Source organism: Bradyrhizobium sediminis, assembly GCF_018736085.1.
Lineage (GTDB): Bacteria > Pseudomonadota > Alphaproteobacteria > Rhizobiales > Xanthobacteraceae > Bradyrhizobium > Bradyrhizobium sediminis.
In genome coordinates this window covers 1,796,066-1,815,269 of sequence record NZ_CP076134.1, presented here as the reverse complement: position 1 = coordinate 1,815,269, position 19,204 = coordinate 1,796,066, and the positions used below count along the sequence as shown (strand labels likewise).

The 19,204-nt window shown below is 61.9% G+C and carries 17 protein-coding genes and 1 pseudogene; 9 read left to right on the top strand and 9 right to left on the bottom strand.

Annotated elements, in window-relative coordinates; genetic code table 11:
- Nucleotides 1–62 precede the first annotated feature (62 nt).
- Entirely contained in the window at nucleotides 63–1,757 is a 1,695-nt protein-coding gene (gene ilvD, locus KMZ29_RS08725) for a dihydroxy-acid dehydratase (protein ID WP_215623319.1), read from the bottom strand.
- A 225-nt stretch (nucleotides 1,758–1,982) separates the two neighbouring features.
- Complete coding sequence (locus tag KMZ29_RS08720) at nucleotides 1,983–2,966, bottom strand: ABC transporter substrate-binding protein (RefSeq protein WP_215616409.1); 984 nt, start codon at nucleotides 2,964–2,966, stop codon at nucleotides 1,983–1,985.
- A gap of 219 nt (nucleotides 2,967–3,185) precedes the next feature.
- On the opposite strand from KMZ29_RS08720, the gene KMZ29_RS08715 reads away from it, so the two are divergent.
- Entirely contained in the window at nucleotides 3,186–4,502 is a 1,317-nt protein-coding gene (locus KMZ29_RS08715; RefSeq protein ID WP_215620016.1) for an ISNCY family transposase, read from the top strand.
- A gap of 166 nt (nucleotides 4,503–4,668) precedes the next feature.
- Entirely contained in the window at nucleotides 4,669–5,082 is a 414-nt protein-coding gene (locus KMZ29_RS08710; RefSeq protein WP_249779861.1) for an NAD-binding protein, read from the top strand.
- 107 nt (nucleotides 5,083–5,189) lie between these two features.
- On the opposite strand, the gene KMZ29_RS08705 is transcribed toward KMZ29_RS08710, so the two are convergent.
- Nucleotides 5,190–5,963 (bottom strand): ferredoxin--NADP reductase, encoded by a 774-nt coding sequence (locus tag KMZ29_RS08705; protein ID WP_215623318.1) that lies wholly within the window; start codon nucleotides 5,961–5,963, stop codon nucleotides 5,190–5,192.
- Between the two features lie 160 nt (nucleotides 5,964–6,123).
- Between KMZ29_RS08705 and KMZ29_RS08700 the strand changes: the two genes are divergently transcribed.
- The 7 genes and pseudogenes from KMZ29_RS08700 to KMZ29_RS26855 all read left to right on the top strand — a co-directional run bounded on the left by KMZ29_RS08700 (nucleotide 6,124) and on the right by KMZ29_RS26855 (nucleotide 13,151).
- Nucleotides 6,124–7,320, top strand: coding sequence for an amidohydrolase family protein (locus KMZ29_RS08700; RefSeq protein WP_215623317.1), 1,197 nt, complete (start codon nucleotides 6,124–6,126; stop codon nucleotides 7,318–7,320).
- A gap of 167 nt (nucleotides 7,321–7,487) precedes the next feature.
- On the top strand, nucleotides 7,488–9,227 hold the full coding sequence (locus KMZ29_RS08695; protein ID WP_215612892.1) for a hypothetical protein: 1,740 nt from the start codon (nucleotides 7,488–7,490) through the stop codon (nucleotides 9,225–9,227).
- 705 nt (nucleotides 9,228–9,932) lie between these two features.
- Entirely contained in the window at nucleotides 9,933–10,199 is a 267-nt protein-coding gene (locus tag KMZ29_RS08690) for a hypothetical protein (protein WP_215612893.1), read from the top strand.
- A 99-nt stretch (nucleotides 10,200–10,298) separates the two neighbouring features.
- Nucleotides 10,299–11,141 (top strand): hypothetical protein, encoded by an 843-nt coding sequence (locus tag KMZ29_RS08685; RefSeq protein WP_215623316.1) that lies wholly within the window; start codon nucleotides 10,299–10,301, stop codon nucleotides 11,139–11,141.
- Between the two features lie 17 nt (nucleotides 11,142–11,158).
- A complete protein-coding gene (locus tag KMZ29_RS08680; RefSeq protein ID WP_215612895.1) occupies nucleotides 11,159–11,743 on the top strand; it encodes a hypothetical protein in 585 nt (194 codons plus the stop codon).
- Between the two features lie 39 nt (nucleotides 11,744–11,782).
- A pseudogene (locus KMZ29_RS08675) lies at nucleotides 11,783–12,868 on the top strand (amidohydrolase family protein); the annotation flags it as partial.
- A 148-nt stretch (nucleotides 12,869–13,016) separates the two neighbouring features.
- The gene (locus tag KMZ29_RS26855) at nucleotides 13,017–13,151 is read left to right on the top strand and encodes a hypothetical protein (protein WP_256442501.1); all 135 of its coding nucleotides are present in this window, start codon (nucleotides 13,017–13,019) and stop codon (nucleotides 13,149–13,151) included.
- A gap of 234 nt (nucleotides 13,152–13,385) precedes the next feature.
- On the opposite strand, the gene KMZ29_RS08670 is transcribed toward KMZ29_RS26855, so the two are convergent.
- The 6 genes from KMZ29_RS08670 to KMZ29_RS08645 form a co-directional block, all read right to left on the bottom strand.
- Complete coding sequence (locus tag KMZ29_RS08670; RefSeq protein WP_215623315.1) at nucleotides 13,386–13,841, bottom strand: MarR family winged helix-turn-helix transcriptional regulator; 456 nt, start codon at nucleotides 13,839–13,841, stop codon at nucleotides 13,386–13,388.
- Nucleotides 13,842–13,876: 35 nt separating this feature from the next.
- Nucleotides 13,877–14,581 (bottom strand): ABC transporter ATP-binding protein, encoded by a 705-nt coding sequence (locus tag KMZ29_RS08665; protein ID WP_215623314.1) that lies wholly within the window; start codon nucleotides 14,579–14,581, stop codon nucleotides 13,877–13,879.
- Entirely contained in the window at nucleotides 14,578–15,369 is a 792-nt protein-coding gene (locus KMZ29_RS08660; RefSeq protein ID WP_215623313.1) for an ABC transporter ATP-binding protein, read from the bottom strand. Before KMZ29_RS08660 ends, KMZ29_RS08665 begins: the two co-directional genes overlap by 4 nt.
- Nucleotides 15,366–17,252: an ABC transporter permease gene (locus KMZ29_RS08655; RefSeq protein ID WP_215623312.1), complete on the bottom strand. Its 1,887-nt coding sequence runs from the start codon at nucleotides 17,250–17,252 to the stop codon at nucleotides 15,366–15,368. The genes KMZ29_RS08660 and KMZ29_RS08655 overlap by 4 nt, the downstream gene beginning before the upstream one ends.
- 134 nt (nucleotides 17,253–17,386) lie before the next feature.
- Nucleotides 17,387–18,592, bottom strand: coding sequence for an ABC transporter substrate-binding protein (locus KMZ29_RS08650; RefSeq protein ID WP_215623311.1), 1,206 nt, complete (start codon nucleotides 18,590–18,592; stop codon nucleotides 17,387–17,389).
- 24 nt (nucleotides 18,593–18,616) lie between these two features.
- Nucleotides 18,617–19,201: an amino acid synthesis family protein gene (locus tag KMZ29_RS08645; protein WP_215623310.1), complete on the bottom strand. Its 585-nt coding sequence runs from the start codon at nucleotides 19,199–19,201 to the stop codon at nucleotides 18,617–18,619.
- Between the last annotated feature and the right edge of the window lie 3 nt (nucleotides 19,202–19,204).

Genomic DNA, 19,204 nt, shown 5'->3' with positions numbered 1-19,204 from the left:
GGATGATGTTCCCCGATGCCGGTCGTATAGGGCATCGCGACGCCCGATACCAGCATCATGGCCTAGTCGAACCACGGCCATTCCGCCGCGCCCTCATGGGTGACGGCGCCGCCGGGCGCCTGGCCGACCAGACGCGCATATTTGGCGAGCGCGCCGGCGCGATGCCGCGGCGGCCGTGGCTGCCAGGCCTGCCGCCGCCTGGCAAATTCGTTGTCGTCGATCAGGAGATCCATGCGTCGCGCGGCGGCGTCGATCCGGATGCGGTCGCCGTCATGGACCAGCGCCAGCGGGCCGCCGACGAAGGCTTCCGGCGAGACATAGCCGATGCACATCCCGCGCGTCGCCCCGGAGAAGCGGCCGTCGGTGATCAGCGCGACCTTCTCGCCCATCCCCTGCCCGTAGATCAGCGCGGTGACGCCCAGCATCTCGCGCATGCCGGGCCCGCCGACCGGGCCTTCATTGCGGATGACCAGAACCTCGCCCGCGGCGTACTTCCGGTTGCGGACGGCGGCGACGCATTGCTCCTCGTCCTCGAATACCCGCGCGATTCCCTCGAACACGAGATTCTTCAGACCGGCCACCTTGATGACGGCGCCGTCGGGGCAGAGATTGCCCTTCAGGACCGCGACGCCGCCGTCGGGCATGATCGAGTTGCCGACACTGAAAATGATCTCGCCGTCGGGCGCATTGGCCCCGCCATATTCTTGCGCGATCGTTCGGCCGGTGATCGTCAGGCAGGAGCCGTCGATGTGGCCGCTTTCGACCAGCGCGCGGATCACGACGGCGGCGCCGCCGATGTCGTAGACGTCCTTGGCGGTATACTTGCCGCCCGGGCGCAGATTGCCGATCAGCGGCGTGCGGGCAAACACCTCGCCGACGTCGTCCAGCGTGAAGGCGATGCCGGCTTCGTTGGCCAACGCCGGCAGATGCAGCGCGGCATTGGTCGAGCCGCCGGTAGCGGCGACGATGGCGGCGCCGTTTTCCAGCGCCTTTCGGGTGACGATCTCGCGCGGCAGCGGTCCGCCGCGCTCCAGCATCTGCATCACCAGCCGCCCGGCCTGACGCGCCACCTGCGCGCGCTCGGCATAGACGCCGGGGATCATCGACACGTTGGGCATGGTCAGCCCCATCGCCTCCGACACCATCGCCATGGTGTTGGCGGTGAACTGGCCGGCGCAGGCGCCGATCGTCGGCAAACAGGTCCGCTCGATGCCCTCCAGCGTCGCAGCGTCGATCTCGCCGGTCATGAAGCCGCCGACGGCCTCGTAGGAATCCAGCACCGTGAGGGTCTTGCCCTCGAACCGCCCGGGCAGCGCGCTGCCGCCATAGATGAAGATCGACGGCACGTTGCAGCGGATCATCCCCATCATCACGCCGGGCAGCGTCTTGTCGCAGCCGCCGAAGCCGATCAGGGCGTCGTAGGCGAGGCCATGGACGACGGATTCGATCGAGTCGGCAATCAGCTCGCGCGACAGCAGCGAGAACTTCATGCCCTCATGGTTCATGCTGATGCCGTCGGATACCGAAATGGTGGCGAATTCGCGCGGCGTGCCGCCGGCCTCCGCGATCCCGGCCTTGGCGGCATCGACCTGGAAATCGTGGGTCATGTTGCAGGGCGTCTGCTCGCCCTTCATGCTGACGACCCCGATCATCGGCTTTGCGATCGCCGCGTCGTCGAGCCCCATCGCCCGCATGAAAGCGCGGTGCGGCGCACGATCGAGGCCGTCGGTCGTCACGCGGGATCGCCACTTTTTCATGCGCTGGTCTCTTTAAACGGTGTCTTCCTCGCGAACGGTCCGGCTTCCTTCTCCCCTTGTGGGAGAAGGTGGCGCGGACGCAGTCCGCGCCGGATGAGGGGTCTCTATCCGCGGAGAGAACCCCTCACCCGTCCGCGATGCTACGCATCGCGTCCACCCTCTCCCACAAGGGGAGAGGGAAAAGAAGTCCCCGCGTTCGCGGGACGACAACGTGGATAATTCCCGTTACTGCAGCGGCGCGACGATGGTCGGGTGCTTGAACTGCGCGACGTCGAGCTTGGGCAGCATTCCGGTCTCGGCATAGATGTCGAGCATCTTCTGCATCGCCGGGAAATTCGGCGCGGCGCCGGGGTCGCGGCCGAAGTCGTTGTCCTTGAGCAGATAGGTTTCCAGCACCGGGATCGGCGCCTTCAACTGCTCGGAGACGACCTTCAGCGTTTCCTCGCGATTGGCCAGCGCCTTCTTCATGCCCAGGGTGAGATCGCGGACATAGGCTTTGACGAGTTCCGGATTCTTGTCGACGAAGTCGGCCCGGCACGCCTCCAGAATGTGGACGATGTTCGGCATCACCTCGGAAAGCGCAAACAGCTTGCGGGTGCCGCCCTTGGCCTCGGCGCGCGCCGCGAACGGCTGGTTCATGTTGACGGCATCGACGCGGCCCTGACGCAGCGCGTCCTCGGAAACCGCGAAGCCGACTTCGACCAGCTTGATGTCCTTGGCCGGGTCGATCCCGTTCTTCTTCAACAGCATGTTGAACGGCCCCTGGGTGCCGCCGCCGATCACGGAGATGCCGACGGTCTTGCCCTTGAGATCGGCAATGGTCTTGATCGGTGAATCGTCCTTGACCGCCCAATAGACCGAGAAGCCGCCGGGCTTTTCGAACACATGCTGGGCGACGATGTAGGCCTTCAGACCGCCGCCGACCACGCCGTTCGACAGCGACAGCACCGCCTGGGTCGCGCAATCGAGCGCGCCCGCGGCCAGCGCCTGCGTCATCGGCGCGGTGCCCTGGAACTGCGTCCATTCGATCTTGTAGGTCTTGCCGAGATCGGGAAATTCCGCTGGCCGGCGCATCATCCAGTATTTCGATTCCTCGGCCGGAATGGTCCAGCCGACACGGATCGTCTGTTGCGCGCTAGATGCGCTGACGCCGGCCAACAAGCTAGCCGCCGCGCCGGCCGCCAAAATCCACTTCGAAGATATCCGCATCACGCCCCACTCCGTTTTTCCGATGCCGTCAGGCATCATCGCAAATTGGAAGGGCCAAGCCTTTCATGGTTCAAACAATCAGGCAAGCCACCGGAACCGACAGTGTCAGTAGCTCGTGATCTGTCGCCTGTTTGTAGCTCGTGAAGTGTCGTGTTTTTGGTGCCCCGGAACAAAGGGGGCACGATGGGCACGGCATCCATTCACGAGGGTGTACGACGGATGCGGTTTTCGAGTTTGCTGGATCGGACTGAGGCGAAGGAGCTGACGCAGGAGGCGGCGTCTGAGCTTCTGGGGATCAACGTGCGGACGTTCCAACGTTGGGCGGAACGCTTTGAGGCGGAGGGCGATGACGGGCTGGTCGACCGGCGCATGGGCCGGCGATCACCGAGGCGTGCGCCGGAGGAAGAGCTGGAGCGGATGCTGGGGCTGTTCCGGGACAAGTACGCCGATTTCACGGTGAAGCACTTCCACGAGCAGCTGCAAAAGCGACATGGCTATGTGCTGGGCTACACGGTGACGAAGCTGGCCTTGCATGCTGCGGGCTTGGTGCAGAAGGCGCCGAAGCGTTCGGCGCACCGCAAGAAGCGTCCGCGCCGGCCGCTTCGGGGCATGCTGCTTCACCAGGACGGGTCGCGCCACGTCTGGATCGAAGGTCTGCCGGCGATGGACCTGATCGTCACGATGGACGATGCGACGAGCGAGATCTACTCGATGCTGCTGGTCGAGGAAGAAGGGACGGCGTCGACGTTCCGGGCCTTGGGCGAGGTGATTGGCGAGCGTGGTCTGTTCTGCGCGCTCTACACCGATCGCGGCAGCCATTACTTCTACACCCCGAAGGCCGGCGCGAAGGTCTCGAAGACGCAACAAACCCAGGTGGGACGGGCTTTATCGCATCTTGGGATCGAGCATATCGCGGCCTATTCGCCGCAGGCGCGCGGGCGTTCAGAGCGGGTGTTCGGCACGCTGCAGGGCCGGCTGCCGAAGGATCTGCGGCTCGCCGGGATCAGGACGGTCGAGGCCGCCAATGCGTGGTTGAAGGCGCATTACATCGCCGAGCATAATGCGGCGTTTGCGATCGTGGCCGAACAGCAAGGCACGGCGTTCGTAGCCGACCGGCACGAGGCCTGGCGCGAAGCGCTGTGCGTGATCGAAGAGCGAACCGTCGCCAACGACAACACGATCGCATGGAGCGGCCGGCGGCTGCAGTTGCCGGAGAGCCGGCTCAGGCCCCACTTCGTCAAGGCCGTGGTGCGGGTTCACGGGTATCCCGATGGCACCGTGGGCGTGTTCCTTGGCCCGCACCGATTGGCGAGGTTTGCCGCCGATGGACAGCAGATCAGCCCCGACGCGCCTCAGCCTGGCAGCGTGCTCGGAGCCGTCAAGGACAAGCCCTTACGGGCGCGCAAGTGCGCGTCCTTGACCGCTCCTGCGCGCGCCGCCGTCGAGATAGCGCGGGTCGGGGCGGAGAAACGGGCTTCAAGTCAAACAAAGAAACCAACCCGAGGGGCTAACCTGCCACCAATATCCATGGCATGACCAAACCGGCGGAACCGTCCACGCCTTCCGGCTCCTCCGAAACTCAATAACGAAGGCGACAGATCACGAGCTACAAAAATACGACAACTTCACCCGCTACGGACAGCCACCGGAACCGACAGCCGCCGGAACCGTCCGCATTGGGGCGCGGCCCTATGTGCTGGCGATGGCGCGCCGGTTCACGCATATGGGCCCGACCGGCGCGGGCCAGACCACCAAACTCTGCAATCAGGTGATCGTCGGCTGCGCGATGGCGGTGCTGGCGGAGGCGACGCGACTCGCCAGCAATGCCGGGATCGACGCCGTCAGGCTGCCGGAAGCGCTCGCCGGCGGCTTTGCCGATTCGATACCGTTACAGTTGTTCGTGCCGCGCATGGCGCAGGGCATCCACTCGCCGCCGCTCGGCCACATCGCCACCATGCTGAAGGATCTCGACACCGTGGTCGACGTGGCGCACGACACCTCGACGCCGGTGCCGATGGCGGCACTGGCCGCGCAATTGTTCAGGCTGGCAAAAGCCGCGCGCGGCGCGGATGCCGACGCGCTGGAGATTTACAAGCTGTCGGAAAAGAGGAAATAGCGGACCCAGAGTCCGTCATTGCGAGCGCAGCGAAGCAATCCAGCTTTCCCGCAACGGGCGAAAAGCTGGATTGCTTCGTCGCTACGCTCCTCGCAATGACGACTATCCTACCGTTCCGCAAAAGCCTTCTCGACCACGAACTGGCCGGGCTCGCCGTGATTGCCTTCGGCAAAGCCCTTGCCCGACAGCAGCGCGCGGGTGTCGTGAACCAGCGCCGGGCTGCCGCAGATCATGACGCGGTCGCGGCCGGGCTCGAGCGAGGCCAGCCCGATGTCGCTGAACAGCTTGCCTGAATTGATCAGGTCGGTGATCCGGCCGCGGTTGCGGAACGGGTCGCGCGTCACGGTCGGATAATAGATCAGCTGGTTGCGGACGAGTTCGCCGATCAGCTCGTCGTTCGGCAGCTTTTCCGTGATCATCTCGCCATAGGCGAGTTCGGCGACGCGGCGGCAGCCGTGCAGCAGCACCACCTTCTCGAAGCGCTCATAGGTCTCGGGGTCCTTGATCACGCTGAGGAACGGCGCCAGGCCCGTGCCGGTGCCGATCAGATAGAGATTGCGGCCGTCTTCGAGGTTGTCGATCACCAGCGTGCCGGTGGCCTTGCGGCTGACGATGACCTGGTCGCCTTCCTTCAGATGCTGGAGCCGCGAGGTCAGCGGGCCGTCTGGCACCTTGATCGAGAAGAATTCGAGCCGGTCTTCGTAATTGGCGCTGGCGACGCTGTAGGCGCGCAGCAGCGGCTTCTCGCCAACCTTCAAGCCGATCATGGTGAATTCGCCGTTGCGGAAACGGAACGAAGGGTCGCGGGTGGTGGTGAAGCTGAACAGCGTGTCGGTCCAGTGATGGACGCTGAGGACGCTTTCCCGGTTGAAGTTGCTCATCTCGCCGATCCGGCTTGTCTGGCGGCCGATTGTGCCGTTCAATTCATTTGTATACATTCATTCGTATACGAATGAATAATCCGGCTTGATCCCGGCGTCAAGCCGCGCGCAAGATGCCGGGGAGCGCCTGCGAAGGCATTGAACGAAAAGGATAAACCTGATGGCCCATGATGCCCCCCAGGCCGCCGGCCCGACCAAACTGGTGATCCGCAATATCGGACTGCTGCTGTCGGGCGCGCTGGAGAAGCCGATCCTCGACGCCGACACCATCGTGGCCGAGAACGGCAAGATCACCGCGATCGGCCACGCCAAGGACGTCAACACCGAAGGCGCCACCACGATCGTCGACGCCATGGGCACCACGGTCGCGCCCGGGCTGATCGACAGCCACGTCCACCCCGTCGCCGGCGACTGGACGCCGCGGCAGAACCAGACCAACTGGATCGACAGCTATCTCCATGGCGGGGTCACCACCATGATCTCGGCGGGCGAAGTGCATATGCCGGGCCGGCCGCGCGACGTCGTGGGCTTGAAGGCGATGGCTATCTTCGCACAGCGCGCGTTCTGGACGCTGCGGCCGGGCGGCGTGAAGGTGCATGCCGGCGCGCCGGTGATCGAATGCGAAATGGTCGAGGACGACTTCAAGGAACTGGCCGCGGCCGGCGTCAAGCTACTCGGCGAAGTCGGGCTCGGCGGCGTCAAGGACGGCCCGACCGCGCGCAAGATGGTGGGATGGGCGCGCAAATACGGCATCCAGAGCACCATTCACACCGGCGGGCCGTCGATCCCCGGCTCCGGCCTGATCGACAAGGACGTGGTGCTGGAAGCCGATACCGACGTGGTCGGCCATATCAATGGCGGCCACACCGCGCTGCCCGACGACCAGATCCGCTGCATCTGCGAAGGCTGCAAGCGCGGCCTCGAACTGGTGCACAACGGCAATGAGCGCTCGGCGCTGTTCACGCTGCGCACCGCGCGCGAGATGGGCGACCTCAACCGCATCATCCTCGGCACCGACGCGCCGGCCGGTTCCGGCGTGCAGCCGCTCGGCATCCTGCGCATGGTGTCGCTGCTGTCCTCGCTCGGCGAGGTGCCGGCCGAAATCGCATTCTGCTTTGCCACCGGCAACACCGCCCGGATGCGCGCGCTGGACTGCGGCCTCATCGAGGTCGGCCGCTCGGCCGACTTCGTCATCATGGACAAGGCGCAGCATTCGCCGGGCAAGAACATCCTGGAAAGCGTGCAGCTCGGCGATCTCCCCGGCATCGGCATGACCATCATCGACGGCATCGTCCGCACCACCCGCAGCCGCAACACGCCGCCGGCGACGAAGGTGCCTGAGATCGTGGGGCATTGAGCGGCGCGCCAAGTGAGCTTTTGACACTTTTCGGACATACCTTAGCGATCATTGCATGTGCGCCATTTTTGCCGGGTTGAGAGCGTCCACCATCGAGTGCTAGGAATTACAATTAGTTTGAGGAAGGGCCGGCCTATGAGCCTTGAGCCGTGCCACGGATTTGCATAATGATCCTGCTCCCAAGGAAACCCTCCGTCGTAAATCTCACGCAAATTGGCGTATTCGTCACAGCGCAGGCTATCTACCCCGACATCGAAGTCAGCGAAAAAGGCATGGTCCAATCGCTAGAGGGCCTTAGTCGCGACGAAGCCCTTTGCTGTTGCGCACTTATCAATCGGATCGTTTCGGGGCCAGGAACCGAAGATATCAGGGTGCGGCAGGAGCGTGCAATCCAACTTGCCTTGAATGATGATGAGCGGAACAAGGTCAACGAATTCTGGAAGAACGGGGCGTGGAAAATTCCACCCACTTTCTTCTTCCGAGGGCAGCTCCTTGAGCTGATGCGATGGATTTCGAAGCATTGCAAAAACCTGACGAATGACGGCGACACGTTTCAAAATGCAGCGACAAAATCAAAGTTCGTCAGGTGCGCACTTATCGCGAGTGGCCTCTGGAACAACAGAATATTTGGGAACAAGCTTGACGGCATCGGCGAAGCCAACATCGACGAGGCTCGCCTGAAAGCCGCAGGGCCGTTTTGGAAAGCGTTCGAGGAAGCAAATCCTGCTCCGTACCCACGTGAAACGCTCGGCCACGGCTGGGCTTTTTTCTCTAAGTATTTTCCGAAGCGGTATCCGGAATTTGAGGCCGAGTTCAAACGCATTACGGGACTTTCCGTTGAAGAATATTTCGTTTGCCTCGCAGGCGTTTCCACAAAGGCCTTAATAGGCACCGAGCAAGATATTTTTTTTCGACCGGCGACTTTTGGGAATGCAACTGCCTATAGTGACCTGTTTCCGAAGTTTCTGGCCCACGAATCTCAGTCGTCTGAACAGCTTGCGGAAGACCTATGGAACGACTTTGACAAGTCCGGGTATCGCGCGATTCGCGCGCGGCCGATTCTCATTACTGAAAATAAGACGGCAGTCGTTCTCGATCCAGTCTTTTTCAGCGAGCGGATTTCAATCGGATCACTTTTCCAGATTACAGCGCAAGCTCAAAGCGCCAATGAAGTTTTCGGGCGGTTTGGTTTAGCTTTTGAAGATTATGTTAGCGATATGCTTCGCCGCGCCTATCCCAGTGCAAGGGGCTTAGTCGATCGTCTTGCTTGCAACGTTAAAGGCGCAGACGCCGATGGCGAGTTCGAGGTCGACAATATTCTCAATGACGTTAAGGATTTAGTTGTTTCAGAATCTAAGTCTGTATGGTTGAAAGAAGGAGCCATCCTTGGCGACGATTTTCTTGAAGAAATTCGTCTCAAATACAGCGAAACGACCGCGTCGTCGATTGAGAGAAGAAAAGGCGTCTCGCAACTCGCGAGGATCGTTCGCGCTATCACAAATGATATTTGGAAAGGTCAGGGCGACGACTTCAAGGAAGTCCGCCGGATTTTCCCGCTGCTTATAGCGCATGACACCAAGGTGGCAACCTTGGGCGCAGTACTTGCGAAGGAATTTGACGCGCTACTCGGACCTGTTCCCGGAGGACGGCGAGTAGAAAAGTTGGTCATCTTAACGTTGGCTGACCTGGAGCATCTTGAAGCGTCCTTAGAGAACTTCAGCTTGGTGAAATTTTTAGATGACTATTGTAGCGCCGTGCCAGATCGCGTGGCAACCGTGTACAGCTTTCTCACCCAGTCAGCTTACACGCAAAAGCTCAAGGAAAGTCAGGCGCTGCTAGACTCAGCATTGGCACTTTTCAACACCGCACAGACGGTACTCTTCCCAAAAGATTCAGGCCCAAAGTGAAGTTGTCGTTATCTTCCATGTCCGTTGATTTGGCGAAGCGTACCAACGGTGGCCGATGAATGCCAGCATTCGCTGCGCGCAGCGTTTGCGGTGGTCGATGCCGGCTGTTGGCACTCAGCAGACGTGCCGATCCGTCAGCCTGATGTCTGCTTTCGTGAAGAGCCCGACAAGCCGTGGGAGTCGGGTGGATCGCCGCTCGAAGTATTCAGCACCGGCTCGATGGCAAGCCGGCACGGGCCAGAGCACACACAATCGGTTGGACGAACGAGACGCCAAACCATCTGTTTTTCAACGAGCTGCCGTTGTCGATCCAGGGGCCAGTCCGCTTCGCAGCTTAACCCCGGCAGAGGTTACACTTATCGAGTCAGAAATCTGTTCAGAACACCGGGGCCAGATAATCTATCTTGCATTTTCCTACGAAATGTACTAGCCGCGCACGAATCTCTATAAGATAATTAACAACACAAGAGTCCCATTTGGCGGTAAACAGAGGCAATATAGGTCTGCCGTTGTATTGGTAGTTTAAGAAACCCTTATAAAATAGGGGCTTTCCGAGTTTGTTGACAAAGCGGAAAAAGAACGCATGTTGAAAGGGTGTCACCCGAACATGGTTCGGAGCCTAAGGAATCGATAACGGTCCCGATGCAACATAGATAAGTGTGTTGCGTTGTTTAGGTGGAAAGCCACCTACAGGTTGTACGCAAAATGAGCGACAGTACCTTAACGCCTAAACGGGCGAACGAAAGATTGCGTCCTAATGGGACGAACAAACCGGCACTTCTCTCTGAGAAAGAGAGAGCGGGTTTGCTCGACAAGTATTCTTTAGATGAACTCGTCCGACATTTCGGCAGGTGGCCGACCTACTATTTGTTATTGCGCCAAATGGGCTCGGGGAAGTCAGGCAAGGTCGCTCTAGGGATTGGCGTTGTCGGTATTATCGCAACGTTGATTGCGACGTATCTCAAACGCTGACATGTTAGCCGAGGCGGGATATCGGGTCCTTTAGGTGGAATTCTCGGATCAACTGAGTCTCGGCTTTTTGTTATGAGGCTTCCAGTGGCGGCAGATAACATGGAAAAGCTCAGAGAGATTTACATCTTTGTGGCCTTCGTAGTGGGCGTCGGCTGTCTCCTGCTTGCAGCCTTTCAAGCCTGGTCAGGCAACATGAAGTCGGCGGCCGGTTTAGGCACTGCTTTTGTTGTGTGCGGCATTTTTCTATTCCTATCGCAAATAAAGACGTTCAAGGTCTGGGAGGTTCAGGTTGAACTCCGTGAGACGTTGGATAGGGCCGAGGAAATCATCGGCAGGCTACGAAGGCTGGCGGCAATAAGCGCCCGAGCCAGCTATTTGACGATCTCATGGGGCAACCGTCTTGGCACGCCTACTGCGAAGGAGAAGCAGGTCGTGCTCGACGATATAGATGCCCAGCTGGTCGAGCTGAAGGTTACGCCGGAGGAGCGGGCGGTCATCATTCGGCCATGGGTCAAGATGATTAAGGCGGACTTCTTCTTTCTGTTCACGAGAGTGGTCCGCGGAATAGCGCCCCTCAAGACTACCGAGCTGGTGGCCGCAATGCACGCCACACAGAGTCAGGCGGCAACGGATGCTTCGATGGCCCACTCTGATCTCATAACCCCATGGTCGAAGAAGACCAACGCAGACTTCAAGGCCATGGACCGGTTGGAGAACAAGAGCCTCTCGGCCGTAATCGACGAATGGATGCCGGAAAAAGGTGGTTGGTTGTCGGACAAAGAGCTTGCAGCAGTCGTGCTGTTCAAGAAAGAGATACTAAAGCAAGCTGACGATAGCGAGAAAAAGGGCGGCTATACGAAAGAGTCCGCCGAATTCTTCGATGCACTGTTGAAGCACGAGGCTGAAAAGTCAGAAGAGATTTGGAACGCTTCGAAGAAATAGTGGAACGAAAGCTAGAGATGGGCGAATTTCTCGATCTGCTGAATGATGTCGGCAATTTCGAAATCCCCACACAATTTGAGCGCTTCCTGCATCGTGAAGAACCCCCTTCGATGTCGGATCAAACGCTGTCGTTCTTCGCCTATTCGTACGAGGTGGCATTCCGGGAGATGGCAACAGCGCTAAAAGAGCGGTGGCGTCACAATGGGCTGCTTCAGGCGCCTTTGTTCTACGTTGCCCGGCATTCAGTCGAGCTTCACCTGAAGTGGGCAATTGAAGAGTTTGCGAGCTATACTGGAGATTCTGGCAAAGACTACGGGCACAGCCTTCTGGACCTCTGGAATGAGCTGAAGCGACAGCAGTTTGATTTGGCCGCGCTGCCTGGTGAGATGGACCCTTGGGGCTTGCACGTTGAGAAGCTTATCAAACACATGCACAACACAGACCCGAAGGGCGACTCTTTCCGGTACCCACACAGTGTCAGCAAGAAGCTGTTCGCCTATACCCGGGTTGAGTTCGACGGACTGGTGAAGGCTCACGATCACATCACCAGTTACTGTGGAGCGTCGATGGATGTCCTCGCTGATTACCGAAGCAACTACTGACCCTTGCCAACATGATTCAGGCTGTGCGCGTAATATAGCGTGGCCGTGAACGGCAAGATATCGGCGATCGGGAAAGCCAAGGACGTCGACGCCGAGGGCGCCACCACGATCGTCGACGCCATGGGCACCACGGTCGCGCCCGGGCTGATCGACAGCCACGTCCACCCCGTCGCCGGCGACTGGACGCCGCGGCAGAACCAGACCAACTGGATCGACAGCTATCTCCATGGCGGGGTCACCACCATGATCTCGGCGGGCGAAGTGCATATGCCGGGCCGGCCGCGCGACGTCGTGGGCTTGAAGGCGATGGCTATCTTCGCACAGCGCGCGTTCTGGACGCTGCGGCCGGGCGGCGTGAAGGTGCATGCCGGCGCGCCGGTGATCGAATGCGAAATGGTCGAGGACGACTTCAAGGAACTGGCCGCGGCCGGCGTCAAGCTACTCGGCGAAGTCGGGCTCGGCGGCGTCAAGGACGGCCCGACCGCGCGCAAGATGGTGGGATGGGCGCGCAAATACGGCATCCAGAGCACCATTCACACCGGCGGGCCGTCGATCCCCGGCTCCGGCCTGATCGACAAGGACGTGGTGCTGGAAGCCGATACCGACGTGGTCGGCCATATCAATGGCGGCCACACCGCGCTGCCCGACGACCAGATCCGCTGCATCTGCGAAGGCTGCAAGCGCGGCCTCGAACTGGTGCACAACGGCAATGAGCGCTCGGCGCTGTTCACGCTGCGCACCGCGCGCGAGATGGGCGACCTCAACCGCATCATCCTCGGCACCGACGCGCCGGCCGGTTCCGGCGTGCAGCCGCTCGGCATCCTGCGCATGGTGTCGCTGCTGTCCTCGCTCGGCGAGGTGCCGGCCGAAATCGCATTCTGCTTTGCCACCGGCAACACCGCCCGGATGCGCGCGCTGGACTGCGGCCTGATCGAGGTCGGCCGCTCGGCCGACTTCGTCATCATGGACAAGGCGCAGCATTCGCCGGGCAAGAACATCCTGGAAAGCGTGCAGCTCGGCGACCTCCCCGGCATCGGCATGACCATCATCGACGGCATCGTCCGCACCCAGCGCAGCCGCAACACGCCGCCGGCGGGAAAAGTGCCGGAGATTGTGGGGCACTGATCAGCGCAGCTCGCCGGGCAACGCCAAGCAAAGTTTGAGAAAATTGTGGCGAACTCCGGATCAAGGAAAGATCGGATGTCGCAGAAACGCGGCAATCGCGGACGAGAAGGGAGCTACGGCGCGGACGTGTAGAGTAAGGGACCGACCAATGTCTGACGTGATACCCTTCCCCAAACCCTCGAAGCCGAAAGACGATGAAACCGCAGAGCTTTTGAAGCTGCTGGAGCGCATTCAGAACGCGGCGAAATCACGAGACAAGGACAGCAAGGGTCAGAAAGCATAGGGGGGCAAAGGCGCTTTGCGCCGTGCCCGCCTCTTGGCGTCGGCTTGCGCGCGGAGCCTTTGATCGGTCGCGTGTTCACCCGACGGCTTGACCGTCATTGCGAGCCAACGGGTCGCGCGAATGCGCGCCCGATAACAGGCTCCGCGAAGCAATCCATTGTCGCACCAAGAAGGAAGCTGGATTGCTTCGTCGCTCCGCTCCTCGCAATGACGGTGGGCCCCTACGAATTCCCGATCACCGCAGCTTGCCGAGCAGCGCCATCAGCGTCTCCCGCTCTTTGGCATCGAGCGGCGCCAGCGTTTCCCTCGTGATCGCCAGCGCGTTCGGCATCGCCTTGTCGGCCATCTGCTGGCCCGCGCGGGTCAGGCTGACCAGGAGGCGGCGGCCGTCCGCGGGATCGGGGCTGGTTTCGGTCAGGCCGCGCGCGGTCAGCCGGTCGATCACGCCCTTGATGGTGGCGACATCCATCGCCGTCAGCCGGCCGAGCTGGTTCTGCGAGCAGGGCCCGGTCTCGGTGAGTTTCGCCAGCGCCGCCCATTGCGTCGGCGTGAGATTTATTCCGATTTCCTTCGCGAAGATGGCGGCGTGGCGCTGCCAGACCTGGCGCAGGATGAAGCCGACCTGCTCCTCCAGCACGTAAGGTGCCTTCGAAGGTCTTGCGCTGCGTTTCGGCGAAACACTCCTGGCCATGTGCGTTGCCCGCCCCTTTTTTTCCGCCGTCGCCATCATAGCGCCAGATGCGTGTCTCTGATGTCCGGACGCGCGTCGAGTTCGGCCATCGTGCCGGAAAAGCAGATCCGGCCGCGCTCGATGATGTAGGCGCGGTCGGAGATCAGCCGCGCGAAATGCAGGTTCTGCTCCGACACGACGATGCTGACGCCCGCTTTCTTCATGGTCAGGATCGCGTCCACCATCTGCTCCACGATCTTCGGCGACAGGCCTTCCGAGGGTTCGTCGAGCAGCACCAGCGACGGATTTCCCATCAGGGTGCGCGCGATGGTCAGCATCTGCTGCTCGCCGCCGCTCATGCGGCCGCCCGGCCGGTTGCGCATCTCGGCGAGGTTCGGAAACAGCGTGAACAGTTTCTCGCGCGTCCAGTGCGGCGCGTTCGGCCTGACCTTCTGGCGGCCGACTTCGAGATTCTCGTCGACCGTCAGATCCGTGAAGATGCGCCGCTCTTCCGGCACGTAGCCGAGCCCGCGGCTGACGATCGCATGGGTCGGCTGATCCGAGACGTCGTTGCCTTCGAACACGATGCGGCCGGTGCGGCTCTCGACCAGGCCGACGATGGAGCGGAAGGTGGTCGACTTGCCGGCGCCGTTACGGCCCAGCAGCGCCACCACCTCGCCGTCGCCGACCTCAAGCGAGATATCGAACAGGATATGGGCGGGGCCGTAGTGGCTGTTGAGCCCCTCGACTGCGAGCTTCATGCCGATGCTCCCTCGCGGTGGCGGGCGTCATAGACCAGGCCCTCGCCGAGATAGACGGCGCGAACCTGCGGATTGCGCCGAACTTCCTCGGGCGAACCTTCGGCGATCAGCGTACCGCGATTGAGCACCAGGATGCGGTCGGCATGCTCGAACACCACGTCCATGTCGTGTTCGGTGAAGAGCACGCCGATCGATTGCTCGCGCGCGATCTTGGCGGTCAGCCGCATCAGCTCGATGCGCTCGCGCGGCGCCATGCCGGCGGTCGGCTCGTCCATCAGCAGCAGCTTCGGCTGGTTGGCAAGCGCGATGGCGAGTTCCAGCCGCTTGAGGTCGCCATAGGCAAGCTCGCCGCAGGGCCGCTCCGCATAGCCGCCCATGCCGACCAGCTCCAGCAGACGGCCGGCTTCCTCGCGCGCGAATTTCGGCGCCGAGACCCACAGATTGAACAACTGCCGGCCATACGACACCAGCGCGACCTGGACGTTTTCGCGCACCGTCATGGTCGGGAAGGTCGCAGTGATCTGGAAGGTGCGGCCGACGCCGAGCCGCCAGATCTCGCGCGGTTTCCGGCCGGTGGTCTCTTCGCCGAGCAGATGGATGGTGCCGGCGCCGGGCGTGGTCTGGCCGTTGAGCATGTCGAAGCAGGTGCTCTTGCCCGCGCCGTTGGGGCCGATCAGCGCCAGGATCTCGCCGGCCCTCAGTGAAAACGACACGCTGCGCACGGCGTGGACGCCGCCATAGGATTTGCTCAGGCCATCGACCGACAGCAGTGTGGGCGCGGTGCTCATTCGGCGGCCTCTACCCGGGGAGTGACGATCGCGGACTTCTCTGCCCCGGCGCGGCGGCGATGCCGGATCGTCTCCAGCATGCCGACGATACCCTTCGGGAAGGCGACCACGATCAGCACGATGAAGCCGCCCAGCACCAGTTTCGACAAATCGGTCTGGCTGACCAGCCAGATCGAGAGCGCCTTGTAGACGATGGCGCCGATCACCGCGCCGGAAACGGTCTCGACCCCGCCGAGCAGCACCATGACCAGCGCATCGACCGACAGCGAAATGCCGAGGCTGTCGGGAAACACGCTGCCCTTCAGGTAGGCGAACAGCGCGCCGGCGATGCCGGCGACGGTGCCGGCAATCACGAAGGCGGTCCACTGGATGCGCTTGGCGTCGATGCCGACAGCCTCGCTGCGCAGCAGGGAGTCGCGCGTCGCCCGCAGCGCATAGCCGAACGGCGAGAATACGATGATGCGGAGCACGGCCACCGCCGCCGCTGCCACGGCGATGGAGAGCCAGTAGAAGCTCGCAGGCCCCGCCGCCCATTTCTCCGGCCAAACTCCCAAAATGCCGTTGTCGCCGCCGGTCACCGCGACCCACTGGAATGCGACCGACCAGACGATCTGCGCAAACGCCAGCGTCAGCATCGCGAAGTAGACTCCCGAGAGCTGAACCGCGAAGAATCCGAACAACGCCGCGCCAAGACACCCCAACAGCGGGCCAAGCAGCAGGCAGACGATCATCGGCAGCCCCGCCATCTTGGCGAGGAAGGCGATGCCGTAAGCCCCCAGCCCGAAATACGCGGCATGGCCGAACGAGGCGAGCCCGCCGACCGACATCAGGAAATGCAGGCTGGCGGCGAAGATCACGAAGATCGCGATCTCGGATCCGACCGTGAGCGCATAGTTGCCGCCGATCAAAGGCAGCGCCGCCGCCACGGCCAGCGCGGCAAGCGCGGCCAGCCGCTCATTCGAGGTCAGCGGACGCCAGGGATTGACGGTCAGCCCCGGCGTGCGGCGCGCGGCGGCTTCCGGCTTTCCGAACAGGCCCCACGGCCGCACGATCAGCACCGCGGCCATCACCAGGAACACCAGGATGATGGAAATCTTCGGGAAGATGAGAATGCCAAACGCGTTCAGCTCGGACACCAGCACGGCGGCGACAAAGGCGCCGACGATGCTGCCGAGGCCGCCGATCACCACCACCACGAACACGTCGACGATGATCCGCAAATCCAGCGCGTGATGCACCGCGTCGCGCGGGATCTGCAGCGCGCCGCCCAATGCGGCGAGGAAGACCCCGAGCGCGAACACGCTGGTGAACAGCCATTTCTGATTGACGCCGAGCGCTGCCACCATGTCGCGGTCCTGGGTCGCGGCGCGAACCAGGATGCCCCAGCGCGTGCGCTGGAACACCAGCCACAACAGTCCGAGCACGACCGGACTGAGCGCGATCAGGAACAGGTCATAGGAGGGAATGTTTTGGCCGAAGAAATCGACCGCGCCCTTGAAGCCGGGAGCGCGGCGGCCGAGTAGATCGCTCGGCCCCCAGATCAGGACCACCAGATCCTCGACCATCAGGGTCAGACCGAAGGTGGCCAGCAACTGAAACAATTCCGGCGCATGATAGATCCGCCGCAGCAGCACCATCTCGACCAGCACGCCGACCGCGGCCACGACCAGCGCGGCAACCACGATGCCGCCCCAGAAGCCGAGCGCGCCGGAAAAGCGTTCGGTCAGCGTGAACGCCACATAGGCGCCGAGCATGTAGAACGCGCCATGGGCGAAATTGACGATCCGCGTCACGCCAAAGATGATCGACAGGCCAGACGCCACCAGAAACAGCGACGCCGCGCTGGCAAGGCCGGTCAGGAACTGGACGAAGTAAAAGGCCATTGGCGGTCCGCGGCTCACGCATCTTGATTCATTGGCTTCATCCTTCGAGACGCGGCGAAGCCGCCGCTCCTCAGGATGAGGTCGTTCCTTTTCTCCCTCTCCCCGCAAGCGGGGAGAGAGGGAGAGGTAAGGAATCACTCCTTCGGGCGCAGCTTGGCGACTTCGGCGTCGCTCGGCAGAAAGTCCGAACCCTTGCGATAGACCGAGTCCACCATGATGCCCTTGCCGTCCTTGAGCGCGGTCTTGCCGACGAAGGCGCCGAGCGTCGACTGGTGGTCGATCTTGCGGAAGGTGATTTCGCCGAACGGCGACGGCATCGATAGTCCTTCCGTGGCCGCGATCAGCTTCTCCGGATCGTCGGAGTTGGCCTTGGTGAGGATCGCCGCCGCCGCCTTGATGGTCTGGTAGCCGACGATCGAGCCAAGCCGCGGATAGTCGTTGTATTTGGCCTGGTACGCCTTGAGGAACGCATCGTGCTCCGGCGTCTTGATCGAGTACCAGGGATAGCCGGTGACGATCCATCCTGCAGGTGTCTCTTCCTTCAGCGGATCGAGATATTCCGGTTCGCCGGTGAGGAAAGAGACCACCGCACGATCCTTGAACAGGCCGCGGGTGTTGCCTTCGCGCACGAACTTCACGAGATCGGCACCGAAGGTCACGTTCAGGATGGCTTCCGGATTGGCTGCCGCAAGCGCCTGCACGACAGGACCCGCATCCAGCTTCCCGAACGGCGGCCACTGCTCATCGACCCACTGGATATCCGGCCGCCTCTCCGACATCAGTTTCTTGAACACCGCCACTGCGGACTGGCCGTATTCATAGTTCGGCGCGACAGTTGCCCAGCGCTTGGCCGGCAGTTTGGCGGCCGCTTCCACCAGCATTGCCGCCTGCATGTAGTTGGAAGGACGCAGGCGGAAGGTGTAGCGGTTGCCCTTGGCCCAGGTGATGGCGTCGGTCAGGGGCTCGGCCGCCAGGAAGAAAACCTTCTTCTGGTTGGCGAAATCGCTGACGGCGAGGCCGATGTTGGACAGGAAGGTACCGGTCAGCATCACCACCTTCTCGCTCGACACCAGTTCGTTGGCGGCGGTCTGCGCGTCGGCTGGCTTGCCGCCGTCATCCTTGGAGATGACCACGAGCTTCTTGCCGTTGATGCCGCCGGCGGCATTGATTTGTTCCAACGCCAGCTGCCAGCCCTTGCGATAGGGTTCGGTGAATGCCGGCAACAGCGAATAACTGTTGATCTCGCCGATCTTGATTTCGCTCTGGGCAAGAGCGGAATGCGCCATGCCCGCGACCACGATCGCCAATCCCGCGCTCAAGAAATATCTGCTCCGTCGCATCCCTTACCTCCACTGGTTAAGAAATTATCGTAAACCGTCTTCGCCTTTGACTTCTGCAACGGTCAGGCCGCCGACACGCGGCAGCGGCCTGCCGCTGTCGGTGACCGCGACCGCCACCATGATCTCGTTGGCGCGCGGCGCATCGTTGATCATGACCTCCATGCCGTCGAAATGGCTGCGCACGAACGCCGCATCCTTGTGGCCGAGCGGAATATCCAGCGTCGTCCCCGGCCCGCTTCGCTTCTTCGACGATGGTATCAGCGCCGCGCCCTTGCCCAGGATCTTGCGCACCGGCGCGCCCATCTTGGGATGCAGGATGGCGGCCGCATGTTCGAGCTCGCCGTTTTCGCCGACCGCAGCCGCCTTGCCGTAACTGTGCGCTTTCGGGCCCTCGATGCCCAGCGCGGCCACCGCCCTCGCCGCCAGCAATTCGCCGAGTTCCTCGCCGATCGCAATCAGCGGGCTGAGATCTTCGACATATCTTCCGGCAAACGGGTTCTCGATCACGGCGATCGCCGCCGCACGCCGCGTCGGCGGCGTAATGGTCTTGCCCATCTCCAGCCGGGTCTCTTCAACCACGGTGACTATCTTGCGAATGACAGCACTCATCTT

Coding starts and splice junctions, on each gene's coding strand:
- ilvD (WP_215623319.1), bottom strand. CDS start 1,757: ATGAAAAAGTGGCGATCCCGCGTGACGACCGACGGCCTCGATCGTGCG.
- KMZ29_RS08720 (WP_215616409.1), bottom strand. CDS start 2,966: ATGCGGATATCTTCGAAGTGGATTTTGGCGGCCGGCGCGGCGGCTAGC.
- KMZ29_RS08715 (WP_215620016.1), top strand. CDS start 3,186: ATGCGGTTTTCGAGTTTGCTGGATCGGACTGAGGCGAAGGAGCTGACG.
- KMZ29_RS08710 (WP_249779861.1), top strand. CDS start 4,669: ATGGCGCGCCGGTTCACGCATATGGGCCCGACCGGCGCGGGCCAGACC.
- KMZ29_RS08705 (WP_215623318.1), bottom strand. CDS start 5,963: ATGAGCAACTTCAACCGGGAAAGCGTCCTCAGCGTCCATCACTGGACC.
- KMZ29_RS08700 (WP_215623317.1), top strand. CDS start 6,124: ATGGCCCATGATGCCCCCCAGGCCGCCGGCCCGACCAAACTGGTGATC.
- KMZ29_RS08695 (WP_215612892.1), top strand. CDS start 7,488: ATGATCCTGCTCCCAAGGAAACCCTCCGTCGTAAATCTCACGCAAATT.
- KMZ29_RS08690 (WP_215612893.1), top strand. CDS start 9,933: ATGAGCGACAGTACCTTAACGCCTAAACGGGCGAACGAAAGATTGCGT.
- KMZ29_RS08685 (WP_215623316.1), top strand. CDS start 10,299: ATGGAAAAGCTCAGAGAGATTTACATCTTTGTGGCCTTCGTAGTGGGC.
- KMZ29_RS08680 (WP_215612895.1), top strand. CDS start 11,159: ATGGGCGAATTTCTCGATCTGCTGAATGATGTCGGCAATTTCGAAATC.
- KMZ29_RS26855 (WP_256442501.1), top strand. CDS start 13,017: ATGTCTGACGTGATACCCTTCCCCAAACCCTCGAAGCCGAAAGACGAT.
- KMZ29_RS08670 (WP_215623315.1), bottom strand. CDS start 13,841: ATGGCCAGGAGTGTTTCGCCGAAACGCAGCGCAAGACCTTCGAAGGCA.
- KMZ29_RS08665 (WP_215623314.1), bottom strand. CDS start 14,581: ATGAAGCTCGCAGTCGAGGGGCTCAACAGCCACTACGGCCCCGCCCAT.
- KMZ29_RS08660 (WP_215623313.1), bottom strand. CDS start 15,369: ATGAGCACCGCGCCCACACTGCTGTCGGTCGATGGCCTGAGCAAATCC.
- KMZ29_RS08655 (WP_215623312.1), bottom strand. CDS start 17,252: ATGGCCTTTTACTTCGTCCAGTTCCTGACCGGCCTTGCCAGCGCGGCG.
- KMZ29_RS08650 (WP_215623311.1), bottom strand. CDS start 18,592: ATGCGACGGAGCAGATATTTCTTGAGCGCGGGATTGGCGATCGTGGTC.
- KMZ29_RS08645 (WP_215623310.1), bottom strand. CDS start 19,201: ATGAGTGCTGTCATTCGCAAGATAGTCACCGTGGTTGAAGAGACCCGG.